The organism is Gluconacetobacter sp., assembly GCF_047721585.1.
Classification (GTDB): Bacteria; Pseudomonadota; Alphaproteobacteria; order Acetobacterales; family Acetobacteraceae; genus Gluconacetobacter; species Gluconacetobacter dulcium.
On the sequence record NZ_JBDNXE010000077.1, the window covers coordinates 1 to 19290 of the forward strand.

Annotated in this window: 21 protein-coding genes and 2 pseudogenes; 17 read left to right on the plus strand and 6 right to left on the minus strand. The window is 64.3% G+C overall.

Features of this window, described 5'->3' with window-relative positions; translation table 11 throughout:
- Window positions 1–207, plus strand: a pseudogene (locus ABF821_RS13720) (hypothetical protein); the annotation flags it as partial.
- Here the strand turns inward: ABF821_RS13720 and ABF821_RS13725 are convergent.
- Genes ABF821_RS13725 through ABF821_RS13735 form a run of 3 tightly spaced genes read right to left on the minus strand, consistent with a single transcriptional unit; the run spans window position 192 to window position 1919 of the window.
- The gene (locus ABF821_RS13725) at window positions 192–863 is read right to left on the minus strand and encodes a phosphoribosylanthranilate isomerase (protein ID WP_415530391.1); all 672 of its coding nucleotides are present in this window, start codon (window positions 861–863) and stop codon (window positions 192–194) included. The pseudogene ABF821_RS13720 and the gene ABF821_RS13725 sit on opposite strands and share 16 nt — an antisense overlap.
- A 4-nt stretch (window positions 864–867) precedes the next feature.
- The gene (gene pyrF, locus ABF821_RS13730; protein ID WP_415530392.1) at window positions 868–1575 is read right to left on the minus strand and encodes an orotidine-5'-phosphate decarboxylase; all 708 of its coding nucleotides are present in this window, start codon (window positions 1573–1575) and stop codon (window positions 868–870) included.
- Window positions 1572–1919: a LapA family protein gene (locus ABF821_RS13735; protein ID WP_415530393.1), complete on the minus strand. Its 348-nt coding sequence runs from the start codon at window positions 1917–1919 to the stop codon at window positions 1572–1574. Before ABF821_RS13735 ends, pyrF begins: the two co-directional genes overlap by 4 nt.
- Before the next feature lie 139 nt (window positions 1920–2058).
- Between ABF821_RS13735 and ABF821_RS13740 the strand changes: the two genes are divergently transcribed.
- From ABF821_RS13740 to ABF821_RS13760, 5 genes are all read left to right on the plus strand, one after another.
- Complete coding sequence (locus ABF821_RS13740; protein ID WP_114725278.1) at window positions 2059–2349, plus strand: hypothetical protein; 291 nt, start codon at window positions 2059–2061, stop codon at window positions 2347–2349.
- Window positions 2350–2435: 86 nt separating this feature from the next.
- The gene (locus ABF821_RS13745) at window positions 2436–2927 is read left to right on the plus strand and encodes a protein-export chaperone SecB (protein ID WP_415530394.1); all 492 of its coding nucleotides are present in this window, start codon (window positions 2436–2438) and stop codon (window positions 2925–2927) included.
- 222 nt (window positions 2928–3149) lie between these two features.
- A complete protein-coding gene (locus tag ABF821_RS13750) occupies window positions 3150–4577 on the plus strand; it encodes a dipeptidase (protein WP_415530396.1) in 1428 nt (475 codons plus the stop codon).
- Between the two features lie 23 nt (window positions 4578–4600).
- Complete coding sequence (gene pdxA, locus ABF821_RS13755; protein WP_415530409.1) at window positions 4601–5566, plus strand: 4-hydroxythreonine-4-phosphate dehydrogenase PdxA; 966 nt, start codon at window positions 4601–4603, stop codon at window positions 5564–5566.
- The gene (locus ABF821_RS13760) at window positions 5563–6309 is read left to right on the plus strand and encodes a pyridoxine 5'-phosphate synthase (protein WP_415530397.1); all 747 of its coding nucleotides are present in this window, start codon (window positions 5563–5565) and stop codon (window positions 6307–6309) included. The genes pdxA and ABF821_RS13760 overlap by 4 nt, the downstream gene beginning before the upstream one ends.
- Before the next feature lie 7 nt (window positions 6310–6316).
- Here ABF821_RS13760 and ABF821_RS13765 read toward each other — a convergent pair whose 3' ends face one another.
- Complete coding sequence (locus ABF821_RS13765; RefSeq protein WP_415530399.1) at window positions 6317–6478, minus strand: hypothetical protein; 162 nt, start codon at window positions 6476–6478, stop codon at window positions 6317–6319.
- A gap of 355 nt (window positions 6479–6833) precedes the next feature.
- On the minus strand, window positions 6834–7418 hold the full coding sequence (locus ABF821_RS13770; RefSeq protein ID WP_183008203.1) for a winged helix DNA-binding protein: 585 nt from the start codon (window positions 7416–7418) through the stop codon (window positions 6834–6836).
- Window positions 7419–7587: 169 nt separating this feature from the next.
- Here ABF821_RS13770 and ABF821_RS13775 point away from each other — a divergent pair, with 169 nt between their 5' ends.
- The 11 genes and pseudogenes from ABF821_RS13775 to ABF821_RS13825 all read left to right on the plus strand — a co-directional run.
- The gene (locus ABF821_RS13775) at window positions 7588–8292 is read left to right on the plus strand and encodes a 5-oxoproline transporter, DUF969 family subunit (protein WP_183008204.1); all 705 of its coding nucleotides are present in this window, start codon (window positions 7588–7590) and stop codon (window positions 8290–8292) included.
- Window positions 8289–9254, plus strand: coding sequence for a 5-oxoproline transporter, DUF979 family subunit (locus tag ABF821_RS13780; protein ID WP_415530400.1), 966 nt, complete (start codon window positions 8289–8291; stop codon window positions 9252–9254). The genes ABF821_RS13775 and ABF821_RS13780 overlap by 4 nt, the downstream gene beginning before the upstream one ends.
- Window positions 9251–10264 (plus strand): DUF2891 domain-containing protein, encoded by a 1014-nt coding sequence (locus ABF821_RS13785; RefSeq protein WP_415530401.1) that lies wholly within the window; start codon window positions 9251–9253, stop codon window positions 10262–10264. Before ABF821_RS13780 ends, ABF821_RS13785 begins: the two co-directional genes overlap by 4 nt.
- Window positions 10265–10554: 290 nt before the next feature.
- Window positions 10555–12936 carry a TonB-dependent receptor domain-containing protein gene (locus ABF821_RS13790; protein ID WP_415530402.1) on the plus strand — a complete coding sequence of 794 codons (2382 nt, stop codon included), beginning with the start codon at window positions 10555–10557 and terminating at the stop codon, window positions 12934–12936.
- Between the two features lie 206 nt (window positions 12937–13142).
- Complete coding sequence (pxpB, locus tag ABF821_RS13795; protein ID WP_415530403.1) at window positions 13143–13814, plus strand: 5-oxoprolinase subunit PxpB; 672 nt, start codon at window positions 13143–13145, stop codon at window positions 13812–13814.
- On the plus strand, window positions 13811–14818 hold the full coding sequence (locus tag ABF821_RS13800) for a biotin-dependent carboxyltransferase family protein (RefSeq protein ID WP_415530404.1): 1008 nt from the start codon (window positions 13811–13813) through the stop codon (window positions 14816–14818). Before pxpB ends, ABF821_RS13800 begins: the two co-directional genes overlap by 4 nt.
- Entirely contained in the window at window positions 14815–15582 is a 768-nt protein-coding gene (locus ABF821_RS13805) for a LamB/YcsF family protein (RefSeq protein WP_415530405.1), read from the plus strand. Before ABF821_RS13800 ends, ABF821_RS13805 begins: the two co-directional genes overlap by 4 nt.
- Before the next feature lie 13 nt (window positions 15583–15595).
- Window positions 15596–16024, plus strand: a complete 429-nt coding sequence (locus tag ABF821_RS13810; RefSeq protein ID WP_415530406.1) for an acetyl-CoA carboxylase biotin carboxyl carrier protein — start codon at window positions 15596–15598, stop codon at window positions 16022–16024.
- On the plus strand, window positions 16017–17384 hold the full coding sequence (locus ABF821_RS13815; protein ID WP_415530407.1) for an acetyl-CoA carboxylase biotin carboxylase subunit: 1368 nt from the start codon (window positions 16017–16019) through the stop codon (window positions 17382–17384). The genes ABF821_RS13810 and ABF821_RS13815 overlap by 8 nt, the downstream gene beginning before the upstream one ends.
- A 91-nt stretch (window positions 17385–17475) precedes the next feature.
- Window positions 17476–17856 carry a hypothetical protein gene (locus tag ABF821_RS13820; protein ID WP_415530408.1) on the plus strand — a complete coding sequence of 127 codons (381 nt, stop codon included), beginning with the start codon at window positions 17476–17478 and terminating at the stop codon, window positions 17854–17856.
- A gap of 360 nt (window positions 17857–18216) precedes the next feature.
- Window positions 18217–18441, plus strand: a pseudogene (locus ABF821_RS13825) (integrase core domain-containing protein); the annotation flags it as partial.
- Window positions 18442–18614: 173 nt separating this feature from the next.
- Here the strand turns inward: ABF821_RS13825 and ABF821_RS13830 are convergent.
- Window positions 18615–19061 (minus strand): MarR family winged helix-turn-helix transcriptional regulator, encoded by a 447-nt coding sequence (locus ABF821_RS13830; protein WP_183008214.1) that lies wholly within the window; start codon window positions 19059–19061, stop codon window positions 18615–18617.
- Window positions 19062–19290 lie beyond the last annotated feature (229 nt).

Sequence of the window (19290 nt, forward strand, 5' to 3'; positions counted from 1 at the left end):
CGCTGGGGCTGGGGCCTGGGTGGTTTCGGCGTCGGCGTGCTGGCGGGCTCCGCGCTGGCCTCGCCTTATTACGGGTATCGGTACCGTTATTATCCGCCGGCTTATCCGGCGTATGCTTATCCTTATCCGGCTTATCCTGCTTACCCGGCGTATCCTGTGTACCCGTATCCGGCGTACGCCTACCCTTACGGTTACGGGCGCTGGTAAGCGCCCTGCCGGGCTGCCTGGATGAAGCGTGCGATCAGGCGCGCATCCTTGCGGCCCGGCGCGCTTTCCACGCCGGATGAGACATCGACCGCCGGGGCGCCGCTGAGGGCGATCGCCAGCGCGACGGTCTCGGGTGTCAGCCCGCCCGCCAGCATCCACGGGACGGGGGCCTGCCAGTCTTTCGGGAGGGTCCAGTCGATTGGCTGCGCGTTGCCGCCCGGACGGTCCGCCCCGGCAGGCGGCCGGGATTCGATCACCAGCCCGTCCAGCCTGCTGGTGGCCGGCAGGTCGGCCGTCGTGGTGACGCCCCGTGCGTGCCAGACCGGCAGGCGGAATCTCTCGCGGATTTCCAGCGCGCGGGCCTCGGGGGCGTAGATCTGCAATCCGTCCAGCGCGACCGCATCCAGGGTTGCCGCGATCGCGTCATCATCCGGGGCGACGAACAGGCCGATCCGCTGCGGGCCGCCCGGTGGCACGCGCGCGGCCAGGGGTGCGGCCTGCGCCGGGGTGACGGCGCGGGGAGAGCGCGCGAAGAAGACGAAGCCCACCCAGTCGGCGCCATGGGCGATCGCGGCGTCCAGCCCTTCGGGCTCGGTCAGGCCGCAGATCTTGATGCCGATGGGCGGGGCCGCCGAGTCAGCCGGCGAGTCAGCCACGGTGTCAGCCGGCGAGTTCGGCCGCCACGGCGGCGGCGGCGGCCGCGGGATCGGCGGCGGTGGTGATCGGCCGGCCGACCACGATCCAGTCGGCGCCGGCCTTGCGGGCCTGGGTGGGGGTCATGACACGTTTCTGGTCGCCGGTTTCGGCCCCGGCGGGGCGGATGCCGGGTACTACCAGGACCGGTGCGTCGCCCAGGCGGTCGCGCAGGGGGATGATTTCGTGCGGCGAGCAGATCAGGCCGTCGGCGCCGGCCGCGACTGCCAGCGCGCCCAGGCGCAGCACCTGCTGGCATGGATCGTCATGGACGCCGATTTCGTGTAGGGCCGCGGCGTCCATGCTGGTCAGGACCGTGACCGCCAGCAGCAGGGGGCGCGCATCGGCGGGAAAGGCGCGGTCCACGGCGGCGCGGGCCGCGGCGATCATGGCGCTGCCGCCCTGGGCGTGAATCGTCAGCATCGCCGGGCGGGTGTTGGCCAGGCTGCCGATGGCCGAACCGACGGTATTGGGGATGTCGTGCAGCTTCAGGTCCAGGAACAGGCTGTGCCCCTTCGCGACCCGGCGCACCGCGTCCAGCCCCTGTGCATAAGTGAATTCCAGCCCCAGCTTGATGGCGTCGGCGCTGGCGGCGGTCTGGTCGCGCCAGCGCGCGGCCTGGGCCTCGTCCTTGGTATCCAGCGCCACGATCAGGCGTGTCCGGCGGGTCGTCATGGCAATGGCGCCTCATGGGATACGGGCAGCGCGGTGGATACGGGCACGGCCGTGGGGGGCGGGTTGTAGGTTTCGGCCTGCTGGCGGCGGAGTTCGGCCACCTGTTCCTCCAGCGCGCGGACCTGCTGTTCCGCCCGGCGGGCGCGTCCACGCTGGCGCAGTTCGGCGAACCAGACCGTGACCGCGCCGAGAAGGAAGAACGCGGCGGCGACGACCAGCGTCAGCACGCCGACCGAGGATTTCCATCCCCAGTCGAGGAACCACATCTGGATCGGGTCCTGATTGCAGGCGCTGAAGACGATCAGCCCCAGCAGGAAGGGCAAGGTGACGAGTAGACGCAGCATGGGCAGCCTCCTACCGTTTCGCGCGATGTCCGGCAAGGAAAGCCGGACATGGCCGTGCGGCGAGCCGACGCCCGCAGATCGGCCTTGATTTCCACCACGCCGGCATGGTGTCGTTGCCGGATCGGGGCGGAGCAGGCTCTTGAGCGAAATCATCGCGTTTCAACGCACCGGACGCAAGGACGACATGGTGTGGGCCGTCGTGGCGACTGTCGGCCGGGCCCTGCGCATTGCGGAAATCTATCCCGGCCGCCCGGCGGCGATGGCCGACCGCGACTGGCGGGAGCAGCAGGTCCGGGCCTATGCCGCCTTCCTGCGCCAGAGTCGCCAGCCCGTTCCCCGATACAGCGTGCAGCCCATCCGCCGTGCCGATCTGCCGCGTGCCTGGCGCCCCCTGCCCGCTCTGGGCTTTCTGCGCGGGCAATTCATCTGAAGCGATAAAATCCACGCTGGGTAAACGCCCCGTTCACCTTGCCTGGAGCACAATCGTGGCTTCACGATCCGGAGTACGTGGGCACGATGCATGATGGAGACGCGACCGCCACGGTTGCCGGCGCGGCGGATGGCATGGCTGTGCCGCGCGGCGAGATTGTCAGCCAGTATGTGAAGTCGGTGCGGCTGGAGGTGCCCGGAGCGCCGGCGGTGCATGCCGCGCCGAAAGGGCTGCCGCGCCTGCATCTGGATCTGGACGTGGATGCGCGGCAGGTCGCCGATGGCGCGCCGTTGTTCGAGGTTGCGCTGGTGCTGCGCTGCCAGGGGCGGGGGCCGGACGAGCAGGTGCTGTTCGAGGCCGACCTGGCCTATGCCGGGCTGGTCAACCTGCGCGCCGCAGGCGGGGTTGCCGCGCCGGAAATGCTGGAGCCGCTGCTTCTGGTCGAGATTCCGGCCCTGCTGTTTCCCGGCGCGCGCAATCTGCTGGCCGAACTGACGCGGGATGCGGGATTTCCGCCCGTGCTGATGCAGGGGGTGGATTTTGCGGCGTTGCAGCGTGGGCGGCGGGCGGTAAGCTGATGTTCTTTGATGGAAAAAAGAACCGGAAACCTCTGATCCGGTCAGGGGGCCAGTGCTGGCAGTACGCGATGTTCCTGAACGGATAAACGTCTTTTTGCTTCTTTTTCTTCAGAAAAAGAAGGGACATGCCATCTCTCGGCCACGCATTGCATTTCCTGCGTCCTGTTCGCACATTCCCGACTGACTCGCGGCGCGTGCCGCATTCCGGATCGAGGATGGACGATGATGACGAACGGACGTGACCTGGCGCCGGTGCTGGACAGGGTGGACCGCACGCTGGAGGCGAGCCTGGAGCGGCTGTTCGACTTCCTGCGCATTCCCAGCATTTCCGCCCAGCCCGCCCATGCCGGGGATTGCCGTCGCGCCGCCGAGTGGCTGCGCGACGAACTGGCGGCGATCGGGCTGGAAGCCTCGGTGCGCGAGACCCCGGGCCACCCGATGGTAGTGGCGCATGACCGGTCGGCCGATGCCTCGGCCCGGCGGCTGCCGCATGTGCTGTTCTATGGCCATTACGACGTGCAGCCGGTCGATCCGCTGGAATTGTGGGAGACGACGCCCTTCGACCCGCGCATCGTGCGTGACGAGGCGGGAGCGCGGATCGTTGCGCGCGGTGCATCGGACGACAAGGGCCAGGTGATGACCTTCATCGAGGCCCTGCGTGCGCTGAAGGCCGAACACGGTACGCTGCCGCTGCGTGTGTCGCTGGTGATCGAGGGCGAGGAGGAAAGCGGCGGGGCGAACCTGCTGCCGTTCCTGCAGGCCAATCGTGAGGAACTGCGCGCCGATGTCGCGCTGATCTGCGATACCGGAATGCTGGATGGCGGCGTGCCGGCCATCACCACCGCGCTGCGCGGCATGGTTGGCGAGGAAATCACGATCCATTGCGCCAATCGCGACCTGCATTCCGGCATTTATGGCAACGCTGCCCGTAACCCGCTGGAATTGCTGAGCTGGATTCTGGCCTCGGTGCGTGACCATGAGAGCGGGCGGGTGACGTTGCCCGGCTTTTATGATGGCGTGCAGGACCCGTCGGCCGAAGTGCGTGACCAGTGGCGCGCCATTGCGCCGTCCGATGCCGAGTTCCTGGGGCCGGTCGGGCTGTCGGTGCCGGCGGGCGAGCGCGGCTATACCGCCGTGGAGCAGACGTGGTGCCGGCCGACTTTCGAGATCAACGGCATCAGCGGCGGTTATGCCGATGACGGGTTCAAGACCGTGCTGCCGGCGCAGGCTTCGGCCAAGGTGTCGTTCCGGCTGGTGTCGGGGCAGGACCCGGCGCGTATCCGCGACGCATTCCATGCCCATGTGCGGGCCATGCTGCCGGCCGACTGCTCGGTGACGTTCGCGGGACATGGCGGGTCGCGGGCCAGCGTCGTGCCGGCGGACGGGCCGGGATTGGGGGTCACGCTGGCGGCTCTGGGCGAGGAATGGGGCCGGCCGGCGGTGACGATCGGCAGCGGCGGGTCGATCCCGGTCGTGTCGGAAGTGCGGCAGGCGCTCGACATGGACTCGCTGCTGGTCGGGTTTGCGCGGGATGACGACCGCATTCATTCGCCCAACGAGAAATATGACCTGATCTCGTTCCACAAGGGCATTCGCTCCTGGGTTCGGGTGCTGGAAGCCCTGGCGCACGATCGCCGGTTCGGCGGCTGACGATGGAGGCCGGTGTGCCGCGGATGCTGGCCCTGACCATGGGGGACCCGGCCGGGGTTGGGCCGGAACTGACGGTGGCCGCCTGGCGCGCCCTGCGCGTGGGCGGGCCGGGATTTATGGTGTTGGGCGATCCGGCGCTTTATCCCGGCGTGCCGGTGCGTGTGGTGGCGGATGCGGCGCAGGCGGCCGCGGTTTTTGGTGAGGCGCTGCCGGTTCTGCCGGTCGGGCTGGCCTGTGCCGCGCGGCCGGGGGCGCCGGATGTGGCCAATGCGCCGGCGGTGATCGACAGTATCGCCCGCGCTGTCGAACTGGCGCTGGCCGGGCAGGTCGGCGCCGTGGTGACCAACCCGATCAGCAAGCTGGTGCTGAAGCAGGCGGGCTTTGCCCACCCCGGCCATACCGAATATCTGGCGGAACTCTGCGGCGTGCCGGGACAGGAAGTGATGATGCTGGCCTGCCCGGAACTGCGTGTGGTGCCGGTGACGATCCATGTGTCGTTGCGTCGGGCGCTGGAGCGTTTGACGGCGGACGAGATCGTGCGGTGCGGGCGGACGACCGCCGCGGCCCTGCGGCGCGATTTCGGGATTGCCGCCCCCCGGCTGGCCGTTGCCGGCCTGAACCCGCATGCGGGTGAAGGTGGGGTGCTGGGGGGGGAAGAGGGGGAGATCATCGCTCCCGCCATCGCGGTGCTGCGGGGTGAGGGGATGGACGTGACGGGGCCATGGCCCCCCGATACGATGTTCACGCCGCCGGCCCGTGCCCGTTATGACGCGGCGCTGTGCATGTATCACGATCAGGCGCTGATCCCCCTGAAGACCATCGACATGGCGGGCGGCGTGAATGTGACGCTGGGGTTGCCGATCGTGCGGACCTCGCCGGACCATGGCACCGCCTTCGATATCGCCGGGCAGGGCGTGGCCGACCCGTCCAGCCTGATCGCCGCCCTGAAACTGGCCCGCGACATGGCCCGCAACCGGAGTGCAGCATGACCCTTTCCGTTCCGCCCGCGCGGGCCCTGCGTCTTGGGGTGAATATCGACCATGTGGCGACCGTGCGGAATGCGCGCGGCGGCAGCCACCCCGACCCGGTGGCGGCCGCCATGCTTGCCGTGGCGGCCGGGGCGGACGGCATTACCGCGCACATGCGCGAGGACCGGCGGCATATCCGTGATGCCGACCTGGTGCGGCTGCGGGCCGAGCTTGCGGTGCCGCTGAATATGGAAATGGCCGCGACGGATGACATGGTGGCCATTGCGCTGGATCTGCGCCCGCATGCGTGCTGCATCGTGCCCGAGCGGCGGGCCGAGGTGACGACCGAAGGCGGGCTGGATGTGGCGGGCCTTGCGGCGACGCTGGCGCCGCCGGTGCGCGCGCTGCGGGAGGCCGGAATCCGGGTTTCGCTGTTCGTCGACCCGGAGCCGGCGCAGATCGCGGCTTCGGCCGCCATTGGCGCGGCGGTGGTGGAACTGCATACCGGCGCCTATGCCGAAGGCCGGGCGGGGGAATATGAGCGCCTGCGCCGGGCGGCGGCACAGGCCGACGCGGCGGGGCTGGAGGTGCATGCCGGCCATGGCCTGACATACGACAATGTGGGGCCGATTGCCGCCCTGCCGCAGGTTGTGGAACTCAATATCGGACATTTCCTGATCGGGCAGGCAATTTTCGACGGTCTGGCCGCGACCATCGCACGGATGCGCCAGTGCATGGACGCGGCGAGGAACGGTATCGGCTGACGGGGTTTCAGAACGCGACGCCGGAGCGGATCGGCAGCCAGGACGTGGGGTGCCGGCCGTCATGGACCGCGATCGCATGCTCCTGCGTGGGTTTGTGGAGGGCGGCGGCACTTTTTTGAATCCGTGCCACGTAGTCTGTCAGTTTCGTGTTGAGCCATGGATAGTTCATGCTGACGCTGACGGTATCGTCCGGGTGGCGGGCGAAGGGGGCTTCGGGTGTTCCCGCTGGGGATGTTTTCGATATATTCCGATGGAATCTGGAATATGCCGGTTCTGGAAGAGGCCACAGACCTGCGATGGGCGCCGCGTGATGGGGTTTGCGGACGATCCCGGTCATCGCGGGCGGCATGGTAGCCTTCACCTACCGCGTCATGCTCAACACCCGTGCGTGGCGGGCCGGTCTGTCATCCAGATCAGTTGCAGCGACGTTGCCCCAACTCCCGACGCGCCAGGCCACACGCCGGAGAGAATGCCGGAACACGCAGCAGGCCCGACATAAGCAGCCCCAGCGACCGGAAGGACCATCATAGCGACGCAGCGGAGCGCGAGGCCTGTTCGTAGAATCCGGTCAGAACCCGCAATGCCTTGGCGATGTCGCCGATGGGAACAGCCGCCGCCTTCCGGTCCGCGGGCACCAGATCCAGAAGGCAGACCTTGCGCAGTTCCGCGTAGCTCCCGCAGATCGTCCGCCCTTTCTCCGTCGTGGCCACGAAGGCCTCCTTGCCCTGACGGCGGCGCGTAATCAGATCCAGTTCCTCCAGTTTTTTCATGGCATAATTCAGATAATGCCGCTCCGAGAGATTCAGGGTGAACATCAGATCCGAAATGCTCTTCTCCCTGTGTCGATGATTGATGCTGTGCAGAATCAGCGAATCCAGCGCCGACAGTTCCGGTAACCCCACGGCAGTCATGCAATGCGTGACCCAGCGCTGAAACGCATGGTTCACCACCGTCAAGGCAAATTCGAACTCGCTCAGATCCTCGTTACCGGGCGTTGCCAGGTGCGACGACGATACGATGAATGGCCGACTGGTGCCCGCAGCCTGTCCGCGATCGGCTTCAGCTGTCGGCCGGGCCGGACGGCGGCGCCTGCTCGTATCGTTCGTCATATCCTGTCATCCTCCAGATAGGGCGCCACGACCGGCCGGCGGGCCCACCCGACAGACATGCTGCCAGAGCATACGGCCAACGGCCAGACGACTTTGATTTCGCTCTTGCATCATATCCGTTTTATATCCAATTTAAACGTGACACCACGCACGACCGCAGGATGCCAGCATGACGACGGGGCACGCACATGCCGACACGCTTATAGGATTGGCGATCATTATCGTCGGGATCGCGCTGCGCCTGAACCTGACCCTCGTCATCGTCAGCAGTGCCGTGGCCACAGCCATGCTTGATGGCCGTACCCTGCATGACAGTATCAGCCTGCTCGGCCGCTTTTTCGTTTCAAACCGCTATCTTTCTATCCTGTTCGCCGTCCTGCCCATGGTGGGCCTGCTGGAACGGCGCGGCCTGGCCGAGGCTTCGCGCTCCGTCGCCACCCGTGTCCACCTCAACACCCCAGGCAGCGTGCTGCGTGTGTATTTCTTTATACGCCAGATCACGGTTGCCCTCGGCCTGACATCGTTCGGCGGCCATCCGCAGATGGTGCGCCCCGTCATCATTCCGATGGTGGAAAACGCAACGGAACAGATGACGGGTGCGCCCCCGACGCCTGCCATGTCAAACTGGTTGCGCGCGCAGGCGGCGGCCATCGACAACGTCGCCTCGTTCTTCGGCGAGGACATATTCGTCGCGTTCGTTTCGATCCTGTTCATGCAGGCGACCCTCGCGACATTCGGCATTCATATCTCGCCCTGGCACCTGTCCTGCTGGGCGCTGCCGACCGCTGTGATGGCCGCGGTGATCACATGCGTCCGCACGACGCGCATGGACCGCACCCTGCGCCGGCAGGGGCAGGGCCGGCCGACAGCATGAGCCTGGAAATCGTCTATGCCCTTCTGGGGGCCTTCTTTCTCTATACCGCATGGTCGACATGGCGAAGCGGCCAAGGAACGGCGGACCTCCTGTCGGGCGGTTTCTGGCTCCTGTATGGCGCCCTGTTCCTGCTGGGCGACCTCTGGTCCGATTTCACAAGCGGCATCCTCGTCATCATCCTGGCCCTGCTGGCCAGCCTGACCGGGAAGCAGCCTAGCGCTCCGAACCAAGGCACGACACCAGCCGCCTGCCCCTTCCCCGCCGCCCGAACACATAACAGCCTGTTTCTTCCCTTGTTATGCGTGCCGATCGGCGTCGTCCTGTTCTCCATCGCCGGGCCATTCATCAGGTCCGGCACATGGCATCTGGTCGACCCGAGCCATGTCGGCCAAAGCACCTACATGCTGGCAACCCTGCTGGGGCTGGCGGTCGCGTGCGTCCTGTTCCGGCCCGGACCGTCCGAACCGCTGGAAGCCGGGGCCGGCATCCTGCGCCAGATCGGCTGGGCAGCTATCGTGCCCCAGATGCTGGCCGCGCTTGGCGGGGTCTACGCCCTGGCCGGACTCAACGACACGATTTCCGGGCTTCTGACACATGCGGGGCTTGGCTCCCCCTTGGTGGCGACGTTGGTCTACACAGTCGGCATGGCGGCTCTGACCGCGCTGATCGGTAATGCCTTTGCCGCCTTTCCGGTCATGTTCGGGGCCTGCGGCCTGCCGTTCCTGATCCACGGCCTCGGTGCCCCCGTTGCCCCGGTCGCGGCCATCGGCATGCTATGCGGCTTCTGCGGCACGCTGCTGACGCCCATGGCCGTCAACTTCAATATCGTGCCGGTCTATCTGCTGGGCCTGACGGACCGCAACGCCGTCATCCGCGCCCAGATGCCGACCGCACTCGCCGTCTTCGCCGGCAATACACTCCTGCTCTACCTCATCATCCAATTCGGGAACATCCTGCCATGACCATGCTGTCTCACGCCCAGGCGGAACAATTTTCCAAAATCGCCCTGGGGCACGTCACGCGTCCGTTTCCAAACGTACCCCAACTGATCATGCGCGATGCGACCGATCTGGCACTGCCGCAATCCATCCACCCGATCTTCTATGGCAGCCTGGACTGGCATTCCTGTGTACACGGATACTGGCTCCTCGCCCGCCTCACCCGACTTTTCCCCGGTCTCGCAACCCGCAATGACATCGAGGCCCTGTTTAACCGACACGTCACAGTCGAAAACAGCATGATCGAAGCCGCCTATTTCGACCCCCCGATCCGCCGCGGTTTCGAACGCCCCTATGGCTGGGCCTGGCTGCTGAAACTGTCCGCCGAACTGCACGACCATCCGGTGCTCGGAGGCTTCCACGCGGCCCTTGCCCCGCTATCGCAACGCATCCTGACGCTGTTCGAAAACTTCCTACCGATCGCAACATACCCGGTGCGGGTCGGAACACACCTGAACAGCGCATTCGGCATGCTCCTCGCGCTCGATTACGCAGCATTGTATCCCGCAACCGGCTTCACGCAGGCCATACGGGAAAAAGCACGCGCATGGTACGATCGCGACCGCGCCTGCCAGGCCTGGGAACCTGGCGGGGACGAGTTCCTTTCCTCCTCATTGGTGGAGGCCGCCCTGATGGCACGGGTTCTCTCTCCCGACGCCTTCGCCGCATGGTTCGCCACCTTCCTGCCCGATCTCGCCGCCGGCCAGCCTGAAACCCTGTTTACCCCGGCGATCGTCAGCGATCGTTCGGACGGCAAGATCGCGCATCTGGACGGACTGAATCTCAGCCGTGTCTGGGCGTGGAAACAGATCCTGCATCCCCTGCCCATGGATTTTGCCGCGCGTCAACGCATCGAACACACCATGAAGCAGCATCTCGACGCCAGCATGGCCCATATCGCGGGCGACTATATGGGCGAGCACTGGCTGGCGACCTATGCCGTCATGGCGATGCAAACCGGCCCCAACTGGTAGCCGGCAAAAAAACCGGCGCAGTATGTTTCCATATCGATTCATGTTGAAATCAAACATATTACGTGCATATTACGATAATGAATACGATATGTTCCTGCCGGGACAACGTAGGGAATCGATCGCAGCCAGAGGTTCTGAACATGCACGCCGGATCAGAAAAACGACATATGGGTAAATGCCTTTCAACGGCACTGCGATCGCGTCACGAATCCGGGCGGCTCAGTTCCGTCACACGAACCGTCAGAGCCCCCTCGGCGCCGCCGTCCCGTTTCCCGTGGACATGCCAGACCATGCTGGCAGCCGTGATGGGGGGGGCGTCGGCCCTCCTGATGTCTTCCACCATCCTGGCCGCCACGCCGAAAAAGCCGCTCCCAGGCACGTCTCATACGCCCCCCGCCACCCAGGAGAAGCGCAGGAGCCGCCCGCAGGTCAAACCGACCGGCGAAACCATGCAGGTCGTCAGTTCGCGCGTGCGCACCCACGGCGCCCAGTTGGCCGTAACGCGCGAAATCATGGACCATTTTGTCAGCGGAACAAGCCCCTTGCAGGTTCTTGGCCAGACGACCCCAGGGATCAGCTTCGGCAGCGACGATTCGTATGGCCTGGATACCTATGCCAACGCCCTGTATATGCGCGGCTTCAACGAAACGCAGATCGGCTTCACGATGGACGGCATCCCGCTCGGCGAGGATCGCTACCAGGTATGGAACGGCCTGGATATCTCGCAGGCCGCCATATCGGAAAACATCACCGGCATGACAGTGTCGCAGGGAGCGGGCGCTCTCGACACACCTTCCGCCCAGACGCTCGGCGGTGCCATTGCGTTTACAACCTCCGCCCCTGCCGACAAGGCCGGCGGCCGCATCGGCCAGACTTTCGGCAGCTACAATCTGTTCCGCACCTTTGCCCGTGCCGACAGCGGCGTTCTGAATGCGACCGGCACGAAATTCTACGCGTCATACGCCCGGACAGATCAGAATCTCTGGAAGGGATACGGTTCGCAGAATGACCAGCAGGCCAACGTCAAGCTGGTTCAGCCCATTCGTGACATCGGCCAGATTACGGCGGTCTTCGACTATTCCAACATGACGCAGTACGCCTATATGGGCCTGACCAAGCATATGTGGCAGACGCTTGGCCGCGATACGACGTATCTGATCCCCAACTACGCGCTGGCCAAGGAATTTGCCCATACGGCCCATACGGGCATCGTCCCCGAAGCCTATCGCGGCATCCTGAGTCCGTCGGAAATTTCCAGCTTCGCCTACGACGCCACGCGCGTGCAAAGAAACTATCTGTCCGCCGTCACGGGAGAATTCCAGATCCTGCCGGCGGTTCATTCCACGACAACGGCATATGCCCAGGTTTCCAGCGGAAACTACGATGGCAGCAACCCGTACCTGACCTCACCGTCTTCCGGCGTACCGATGGCCCTGGGCAGCGGGCATATCGGCGTCCGTCGTATCGGCTTCACCCATGGATATCACATCGATATCGGCAAAAACGACATTTCGACCGGCCTCTGGTACGAAAATGACAGCTTCTCCTATCCGATGCGCCTCTATGAAGATGGGATGGACCAGCCCCACGCATCGGCCAGCGGCTTCAAGGCCTCACAGGCAACGACCTGGTGGCTCGATTCCTTCAACACGAATACGTTCCAGTACTATCTCCAGGATACCTATCGCATCACGCCCGGCATGAGCGTCCTGCTGGGCTTCAAATCCCTGTTGCAGACCACACATGGCGGTACCAGCATGGACAACAGCGCCGAACTGTCATCCTGGAACGTCTATTACAGCCATCCCGCCAACGGCAGCATGACCGCATCAAACGCGTTCCTGCCCCATTTCAACTACGACTACACATTCCTGCGCCACCACGAAATCTACGTGGATATCGCCGAGAACATGCACGCGTACGATTACAATACGCAAAGCGCCAGCGGCAGCGCATGGGGCTCGCTCGGTACCGCCAAAAATCCGGCGCAGTCCGTCTTCAACGCGAACAAGAAGACCCTGAGCCCCGAACGGACATGGAACTACGTGATCGGATACCGCTTCAACTCCGACCCCTTCTCCTTCTCCGCAGATTTCTATCATACCGATTACTACAATCGCCTTGCCGCGATCACATCGGGTCCGACCGGTAACGTCTATGGCTCGTACGTCAATGTCGGTCGCGAAACAATGAACGGCGCCGACGTGATGGCCGACATAAGACCGTTCAAAGGTCTGTCGTTTATCAATACGTTCAGCTGGAACGACGCGACCTATCAGGACAGCCACCTGCCCTATAACGGATCGACCATCAGCATCAAAGGCAAGCATCAGGTCTATTATCCGAAGTTCATGTACAAGATCCTTCTCGCATATAGCTACAAACATGCCACGTTCAGCTTCAACGCGGCCTATACCAGCTCACGGTACATGACCTACACCAACGACCAGAAAATACCGGCCTACTGGACGACGAACTTCAACGCGTCCTACACACTTCCCCATGTCGGCGTCATGCATGACCTGAAATTTTCCTTTGGTGCCAGCAACCTCTTCAACGCCAATTACCTTTCCGGCGTCTATGGCGCGGCATCGGTCGCCGGCGACAACAATGCCAACCTCTTCGTCGGAGCCCCGCGAGAATTCTACGGCACCGTATCAGCCGCCTTCTGATATCGAACGAGAGGGCCCGTCACGCGTCATGTGTCCCGCGTCGCGATCCAGCAACTCGTCCACGCGGCGGATCACGTGACAGCACGGGATCGCGGGCCCATTCTATGTGTAATCTCTCATCAGTGACAGGTAGCCGATTGCCCGACCACGCGTTCCAGAATCAGAAGGGTGCCTCAAGGCATCACACAGGGCAGGAGAGGCGGAGGGTGGAAACATGCCAGCCAGCGGACCGGCTCCGGAAACGGATCAGCCCGGCGGGTGCCGGCGCCCTTCTGCTGGATGCCGCAACGCAGGCGTACGACCAGATCACCCAGGATCATGTCCTGACCGTCGCGCGGGCCCTGGCCGGCCATCGCGGGATCATCGACGTCGTGCCGGGGGTCAATAATCTTCTCGTCCTGTTCGATGCGGTGACGGTCGAACATGCGCAGGTCGCAGCCCTGCTCGATACGCTTTGGGAACTCCCGGTCGCCAGCAGCCTGACCGGCCGCGAGATCACCGCTTCCGTCACCTATGGGGGAGCGTTCGCCGAAGACCTGGCCATGATCGCGGAAGCCGCCGACCTGTCGATCGACGCGACGATCGCCCTGCATGAAAGCGGGCGCTATTGCGTGGCCGCCATCGGCGCCATGCCGGGCTTTGCCTATCTGACGGGCCTCGACCCGCGCCTTATCCTGCCACGTCGGGCGTCCCCCCGCCTGCAGGTCGAACGGGGCGCTGTCATCGTCGGTGGCAGCCATGCCAGCATCATGCCCTGCACCGCGCCGACCGGCTGGCATATTCTGGGCCACACCGACCTGATCCTGTTCGACCCGGACCGGGCCGAGGCCTGCCTTCTGCGTCCGGGCGACATTGTCCGGTTCCAGAGGGCACAATGATCGAAATCCTGACCGGATCGGCCCTGAACACCGTCCAGGACCTTGGGCGCACGGGATTCATGAACCTGGGTATCTCCCACGGTGGAGCGATGGACCGCCTGGCCATGGCCCACGGCAATATCCTGCTGGGCAATCCCCCCGACGCGGCGGGGATCGAAGTCGCGTTCTTTCCCTTCCGCCTGCGCTTCCACGCCCCCACATCCTTTGCCCTGACCGGCGCCCGGACGACAGCACGGCTGGACGATCTCGCATTGCCCCCGGACTGGGCCATGACGGCACAGGCCGGGCAGACTTTATCTCTCGGCACGCCGACATGCGGAGCGCGTGCCTATGTCAGCTTCGCCGGCGGGTTAGACGTCCCGATCAAGCTCGGATCGCGCTCGACCGATCTCAAGGGCGGCTTCGGCGGGTTCCAGGGACGCGCGCTGCAACGTGGCGACCGCCTGGACTGCCTGCCGGCGGACGGAGCACCGCCGCTCCCACCCCATGGGTTTGGCCTGGCCCGGCGCACCATCCTGCCGGCGCGTGAGGACGCTCTCCATATCCGCGTCCTGCCGGCAGCCGAATATGCGTCCTTTACCACGGGGGCACAGCACCGTTTCGTCACGCAGGACTGGCAGGTCAGCGCACGCGCCAACCGCGCCGGCTATCAGTTCGACGGAACGGCTCCCCTGGCGCTCAGCCGACCCCTCAATCTCTTCTCGCACGGCATCGTACCCGGCACGGTGCAGGTGCCGCCGGCGGGCATGCCGATCGTGCAGATGGCCGACGCCAATACCTGCGGCGGCTACCCGAAAATCGCCACCGTGATCGCGCCGGACCTGCGCCTGCTGGCCCAGGCCCCTGTCGGTACGACCGTGCGTTTTGTCGCAGTCACCCACGCCGAGGCCGTCGCCGCGGTGCGTGACGGCGCCCGCGCGCTCGCCGACCTTTCTCGCAGCATCGGCGCATTGCGTGGCACCCTGGCCATCAGACCGCACCCCGTTTCAACGAGGCCATCATGACGGAACATGTTGTCGATCTGAATGCCGACCTTGGCGAAGGGTACGGCCCCTACCGCGTGGGCGACGATGCAGCCATGCTGGCCATTGTCACATCCGCCAACGTCGCATGCGGCTTTCATGGCGGCGACCCCGAGATCATGCACGCCACCTTTCTGCGCGCGCGCGAAAACAATGTCGCCGTCGGCGCCCATCCGGGCTTCCCGGACCTGTGGGGATTCGGGCGCCGTATCATGCCGTTCAGTCCCGAGGAAATCGAACGGCAGGTCGCCTATCAACTCGGGGCGGCATGGGCCATGGCCCGTCATGCCGGCCACCGGATCAGCTATGTCAAACCTCATGGCGCGCTGGCCAACCTGACGGAACGCGATGCCCGGATCGCCGACGCCGTGATTGATGCCGTGACAGCCATAGACCCCGGGCTGCCCGTCCTGGCAATCGCCTTCAGCCAACTGGAACTGAGGGCGCGGGCCCGAGGCCTGCCGGTCCTGACGGAGATTTTCGCCGATCGCGGCTATGACGAGGACGGCCACCTGCTGTCCCGCGCACTGCCCGGAGCGGTGCTGCACGACAGCGCGCACGCTGCCCGCCGGGCCGTCGACATGATCCGTGCAGGCGCGATCGAGACCGTGTCAGGGCGGCATATCCCCACACGCATCGACAGCCTGTGCGTCCATGGCGACAGTCCCGCAGCACTCGACATGGCCCGTGCCGTGCGTGCCGCACTACACCATGCGGGCATCGCCGTGCGCGCGCCCATCCTGTAACCACGGACCAACCATGACGCTCGATATGCGGCACCTCGACCGACTGGTCGATCAGATGATCGAACTGGGGCTGGAACGGCTGAAATACCAGGATGCGGAAACGCATATCCTGCTGGTACGGTCCGGTAACCCGAGGCCGTCCACCGCCCACGCCCTACGCCTCGCGCCGGCCGCCGCCCCTGCTGTTCCTGATCCCGCGGAGACGATCACGGCCCCCATGTACGGCCGCTTCTATCGTGCCCCGGCACCGGAAGACGCGCCCTTTGTACAAGCGGGCGATGACATTGCGGAAGGACAGCCATTATGCATCATCGAAGCCATGAAAACCCTGTCCCGTTTCGAAGCCCCGTTCGCCTGCCGTATCGTTTCGATCCTCTGCGACAACGGGCAGGATATCGTACCGGGTACCCCACTCTTCACCGTGGAGCCGCGCCATGCGTGACATTCGCCGCGTCCTGATCGCCAACAGGGGCGAAATCGCGCTGCGGATCGCACGCGCCTGTCATGTGATGGGGCTGGAACCGGTCGGAATCCATTCCGAAGCCGATGCCACGCTGGCACATCTCCCTTTGATGGGCAGCACACTCTGCATCGGACCTGCCGCGGCATCGCGCAGCTATCTGGACGGTGCGCGGATCCTGCGGGCCGCCGCACTGCTGAAAGTGGATGCCATTCATCCCGGCTATGGCTTCCTCTCGGAAAATGCGGATTTCGCCCAGGCTGTCGAGGAAGCCGGGCTGGTCCTGATCGGCCCGTCTTCCACCATCATGCGCCGGCTGGGCGACAAGATTCAGGCACGACAGGATATGGCGGCAGCGGGCCTCCCCTGCCTGGCAGGATCGGACGGCGCCCTGCCGGACGATCCCGTTGCCGCGGCACGCCTGTGCGAACAGATCGGCTATCCATTGATCATCAAAGCCTCGGGTGGCGGCGGCGGACGCGGCATGCGGATCGTCTCACACGTCGACGACCTGACCGGTGCCATCGCCTCGGCACGCGAGGAAGCGATACGCGCCTTTCACAACCCGGATCTTTACGCCGAACGCTTCCTGCGCGCCGCGCGGCATATCGAAATCCAGATTCTGTCGGACCAGCATGGACATGCCGCATGGATCGGCGCCCGCGACTGTTCGGTGCAGCGACGCCACCAGAAACTGATCGAGGAAGCGCCCGTTCCCGGCATCCCTCGGGACCGGATCGCGGAAATCGGGACTCTGTGCGCGCAGGCCTGTGCGAAAATAGGCTATACGGGCGCGGGAACGGTCGAATTTCTGTACGAGGACGGGTCTTTTCATTTCATCGAAATGAATACCAGGCTACAGGTCGAACATCCTGTAACGGAAATGACAACCGGCCTCGACATTGTCTGCGAACAACTGTCGATTGCCATGGGCCGACCACTTTCCTTTCGTCAGGACGATATCCGGACAACCGGGCACGCCATCGAATGCCGGATCAACGCTGAACATCCTGTCAATTTTCATCCCTCACCCGGGACTGTTACCTCCTGGCACCCTCCAGGCGGCCCCGGCGTGCGCGTCGACAGCCATCTCTATACGGGATATGTCGTCCCACCCGATTACGACTCACTCGTCGCAAAACTGATCGTACATGGGGCCGATCGCGCCGATGCCATCAAGCGGATGCGCGCCGCCCTGGACGAAATCCGCGTGGCAGGCATCGAAACGAACATCGCCTTGCATCGACGCCTGCTTGACGAACCGGGTTTTACCGCCGGCGGCGTGAATACCGGATACCTGACCACACTTCTAGAGCATTTCCACCGAAATCCGGTTCGGTAGAAATGCTCTCGTTTATTGTTTTTACGAGCATCTCCACCTGTTTGAATGCACACATTCGAACAGTATCTGCTCTAGCGCAGGATCAAACTTCATGACCCGCCTCGACGCCCTGCCCGAAATTGTCTCCTGGATGCGAAGCCGCGGGATCAGCGAACTGGAATGGACGGAGGGCGGAACAACACTGGGCCTCTCGCTGCAAGCTCAGGAAACATCCACCCCGACCGGTAACACTCCCCCGCCCCGGACCGAACAAAGCATCCTCAGCCCGGAAATGGGCATTTTCCGCCATGAAGGCCAGAGGGAGACTCGCCCAGTCCGACGTGGCGACATCATCGGCTTTGTAGAAGTCGGGCCACTGCGTGTGCCGGTCGCTTGTCCTGACGACGGCGTCCTGCTGCCCCCGATCGAGCAGGATGGTGCACTTGTCGGTTACAGCACACCACTTTTCAAAATCGACATCACACCGCATTGATGCCCTTTCCCGGCGAAGGTCGCCATTGGCTCCACTGAACCAGACCGTGATTGGCAGAAACCCATTCTACTGGAAAAATCCATATTATCACTTGCACGACGATATTCTGACCCGAGACTCGGCATCCGGCAATGCGTATGCCTTTCCCGCTTCATATGATCCGCTACCTCGACCGCAAATCAAAGAGTCATGCCGACATGTCAATCCGTTCAATCTATGGAAATATAGTTATTTTCAATAAATTTTCTAAAAAATTTCCACGACAATCTCAACCCGTTCCACCCTGACGCCCAATCCGGCGGCCATCCACGACAAGACTCCATCACCTATGGCAAGGATCGCGCACCGTTCCCGCTGGCCGCCTTCGTCCGCGCGCCCGAGGGTAACGGATGCGCCGAGCGTTTCATCCGGACGCTCAAGGAAAACCTGCTCTGGGTCCAGACTTTCGAAACCGTCGAGGATCTACGCCAGGCTTTGCTGGAATTCCGTGACCTATACAACGAAATCTGGCTGCTCGAACGGCACGGATTCATGTCTCCCAACGCCGTCCGAGCCAAGGCTCTGGCCAATGCGGCTATCGCCGCTCAGGCTTCAACCAATTGTCTCAAAAAAACCGAGGCCGGTACACCAGCGAAGCCCCGAAATCGTGCGACAGGTCGCGGATCGCCACATTGATGATCGTGGTGTCGAGGATCGACATGAACGTGCCCAGGACCACCGCCGCCGCGATGTGCGGGCGTTGTGGAGACGTATGCCGTTCAGGCCGGATCGTCGGGTTCGTACCAGGCGAGTTTCGCGAAGATGTCCTCGCAGGCCAGCAACCTGGCGCGTTCCTCCGCCGTCAGGGCGTGGGCCATGGCGCGGGCCAGCCATTCCCGCCGCCTTTCCATGTCGGCGGAGAGGGCGCGCAGGCCGTCCTGGGTGAGCGAAAGGATGATTTCGCGCCGGTCGGCCGGGTTGGGCTGGCGCGCGATATGGCCCTGCTGTTGCAGCGTGGCGATGATGCGCGTCAGGGACTGGGGTTGCAGGAGTTCGTGCGCCGCCAGCTTCGCCGCCGGCATCGGGCCGAGCCGGTAGAGCGTGCCCATGATGCCGATCATTGCCAGCGGCAGGGAGTCCTCGGGACGCTCGCGGCGCAGGCGGCGGCCCAGCCAGAGAATGCCGCTCATCAACCGGGCGATATCGCGGGTGCGTATGTCTGTCATTTAGTACGTACTGCGTATCTTTTATGTGCTCATATGCTACGCATAGCGTATTGATTTGTGTGTGCCTATGACGGGGGGAGGCCGATCTCGTGGGTTTGAAGAGCCATATGGCGGACGTGCTGCGTCTGGACCGGCAGACGGAATTGCGGTGGCTGGACATTGCCCTGCCCAGTGGGCTGATCGTGCTGCCGATCGTGCTCGGCCTTCTGGCGGGGCGGCTGGGGATGGG

Bases quoted from the DNA above. Each gene is read 5' to 3' on its own strand.
- ABF821_RS13775 (WP_183008204.1), top strand. From the start codon at position 7,588: ATGACGACGGGGCACGCACATGCCGACACGCTTATAGGATTGGCGATC.
- ABF821_RS13810 (WP_415530406.1), top strand. From the start codon at position 15,596: ATGACGCTCGATATGCGGCACCTCGACCGACTGGTCGATCAGATGATC.
- ABF821_RS13765 (WP_415530399.1), bottom strand. From the start codon at position 6,478: ATGAACTATCCATGGCTCAACACGAAACTGACAGACTACGTGGCACGG.
- ABF821_RS13760 (WP_415530397.1), top strand. From the start codon at position 5,563: ATGACCCTTTCCGTTCCGCCCGCGCGGGCCCTGCGTCTTGGGGTGAAT.
- ABF821_RS13800 (WP_415530404.1), top strand. From the start codon at position 13,811: ATGATCGAAATCCTGACCGGATCGGCCCTGAACACCGTCCAGGACCTT.
- ABF821_RS13770 (WP_183008203.1), bottom strand. From the start codon at position 7,418: ATGACGAACGATACGAGCAGGCGCCGCCGTCCGGCCCGGCCGACAGCT.
- ABF821_RS13735 (WP_415530393.1), bottom strand. From the start codon at position 1,919: ATGCTGCGTCTACTCGTCACCTTGCCCTTCCTGCTGGGGCTGATCGTC.
- ABF821_RS13815 (WP_415530407.1), top strand. From the start codon at position 16,017: ATGCGTGACATTCGCCGCGTCCTGATCGCCAACAGGGGCGAAATCGCG.
- ABF821_RS13830 (WP_183008214.1), bottom strand. From the start codon at position 19,061: ATGACAGACATACGCACCCGCGATATCGCCCGGTTGATGAGCGGCATT.
- pdxA (WP_415530409.1), top strand. From the start codon at position 4,601: ATGCTGGCCCTGACCATGGGGGACCCGGCCGGGGTTGGGCCGGAACTG.
- ABF821_RS13750 (WP_415530396.1), top strand. From the start codon at position 3,150: ATGATGACGAACGGACGTGACCTGGCGCCGGTGCTGGACAGGGTGGAC.
- ABF821_RS13790 (WP_415530402.1), top strand. From the start codon at position 10,555: ATGCTGGCAGCCGTGATGGGGGGGGCGTCGGCCCTCCTGATGTCTTCC.
- ABF821_RS13820 (WP_415530408.1), top strand. From the start codon at position 17,476: ATGACCCGCCTCGACGCCCTGCCCGAAATTGTCTCCTGGATGCGAAGC.
- ABF821_RS13745 (WP_415530394.1), top strand. From the start codon at position 2,436: ATGCATGATGGAGACGCGACCGCCACGGTTGCCGGCGCGGCGGATGGC.
- ABF821_RS13785 (WP_415530401.1), top strand. From the start codon at position 9,251: ATGACCATGCTGTCTCACGCCCAGGCGGAACAATTTTCCAAAATCGCC.
- pyrF (WP_415530392.1), bottom strand. From the start codon at position 1,575: ATGACGACCCGCCGGACACGCCTGATCGTGGCGCTGGATACCAAGGAC.
- ABF821_RS13780 (WP_415530400.1), top strand. From the start codon at position 8,289: ATGAGCCTGGAAATCGTCTATGCCCTTCTGGGGGCCTTCTTTCTCTAT.
- ABF821_RS13805 (WP_415530405.1), top strand. From the start codon at position 14,815: ATGACGGAACATGTTGTCGATCTGAATGCCGACCTTGGCGAAGGGTAC.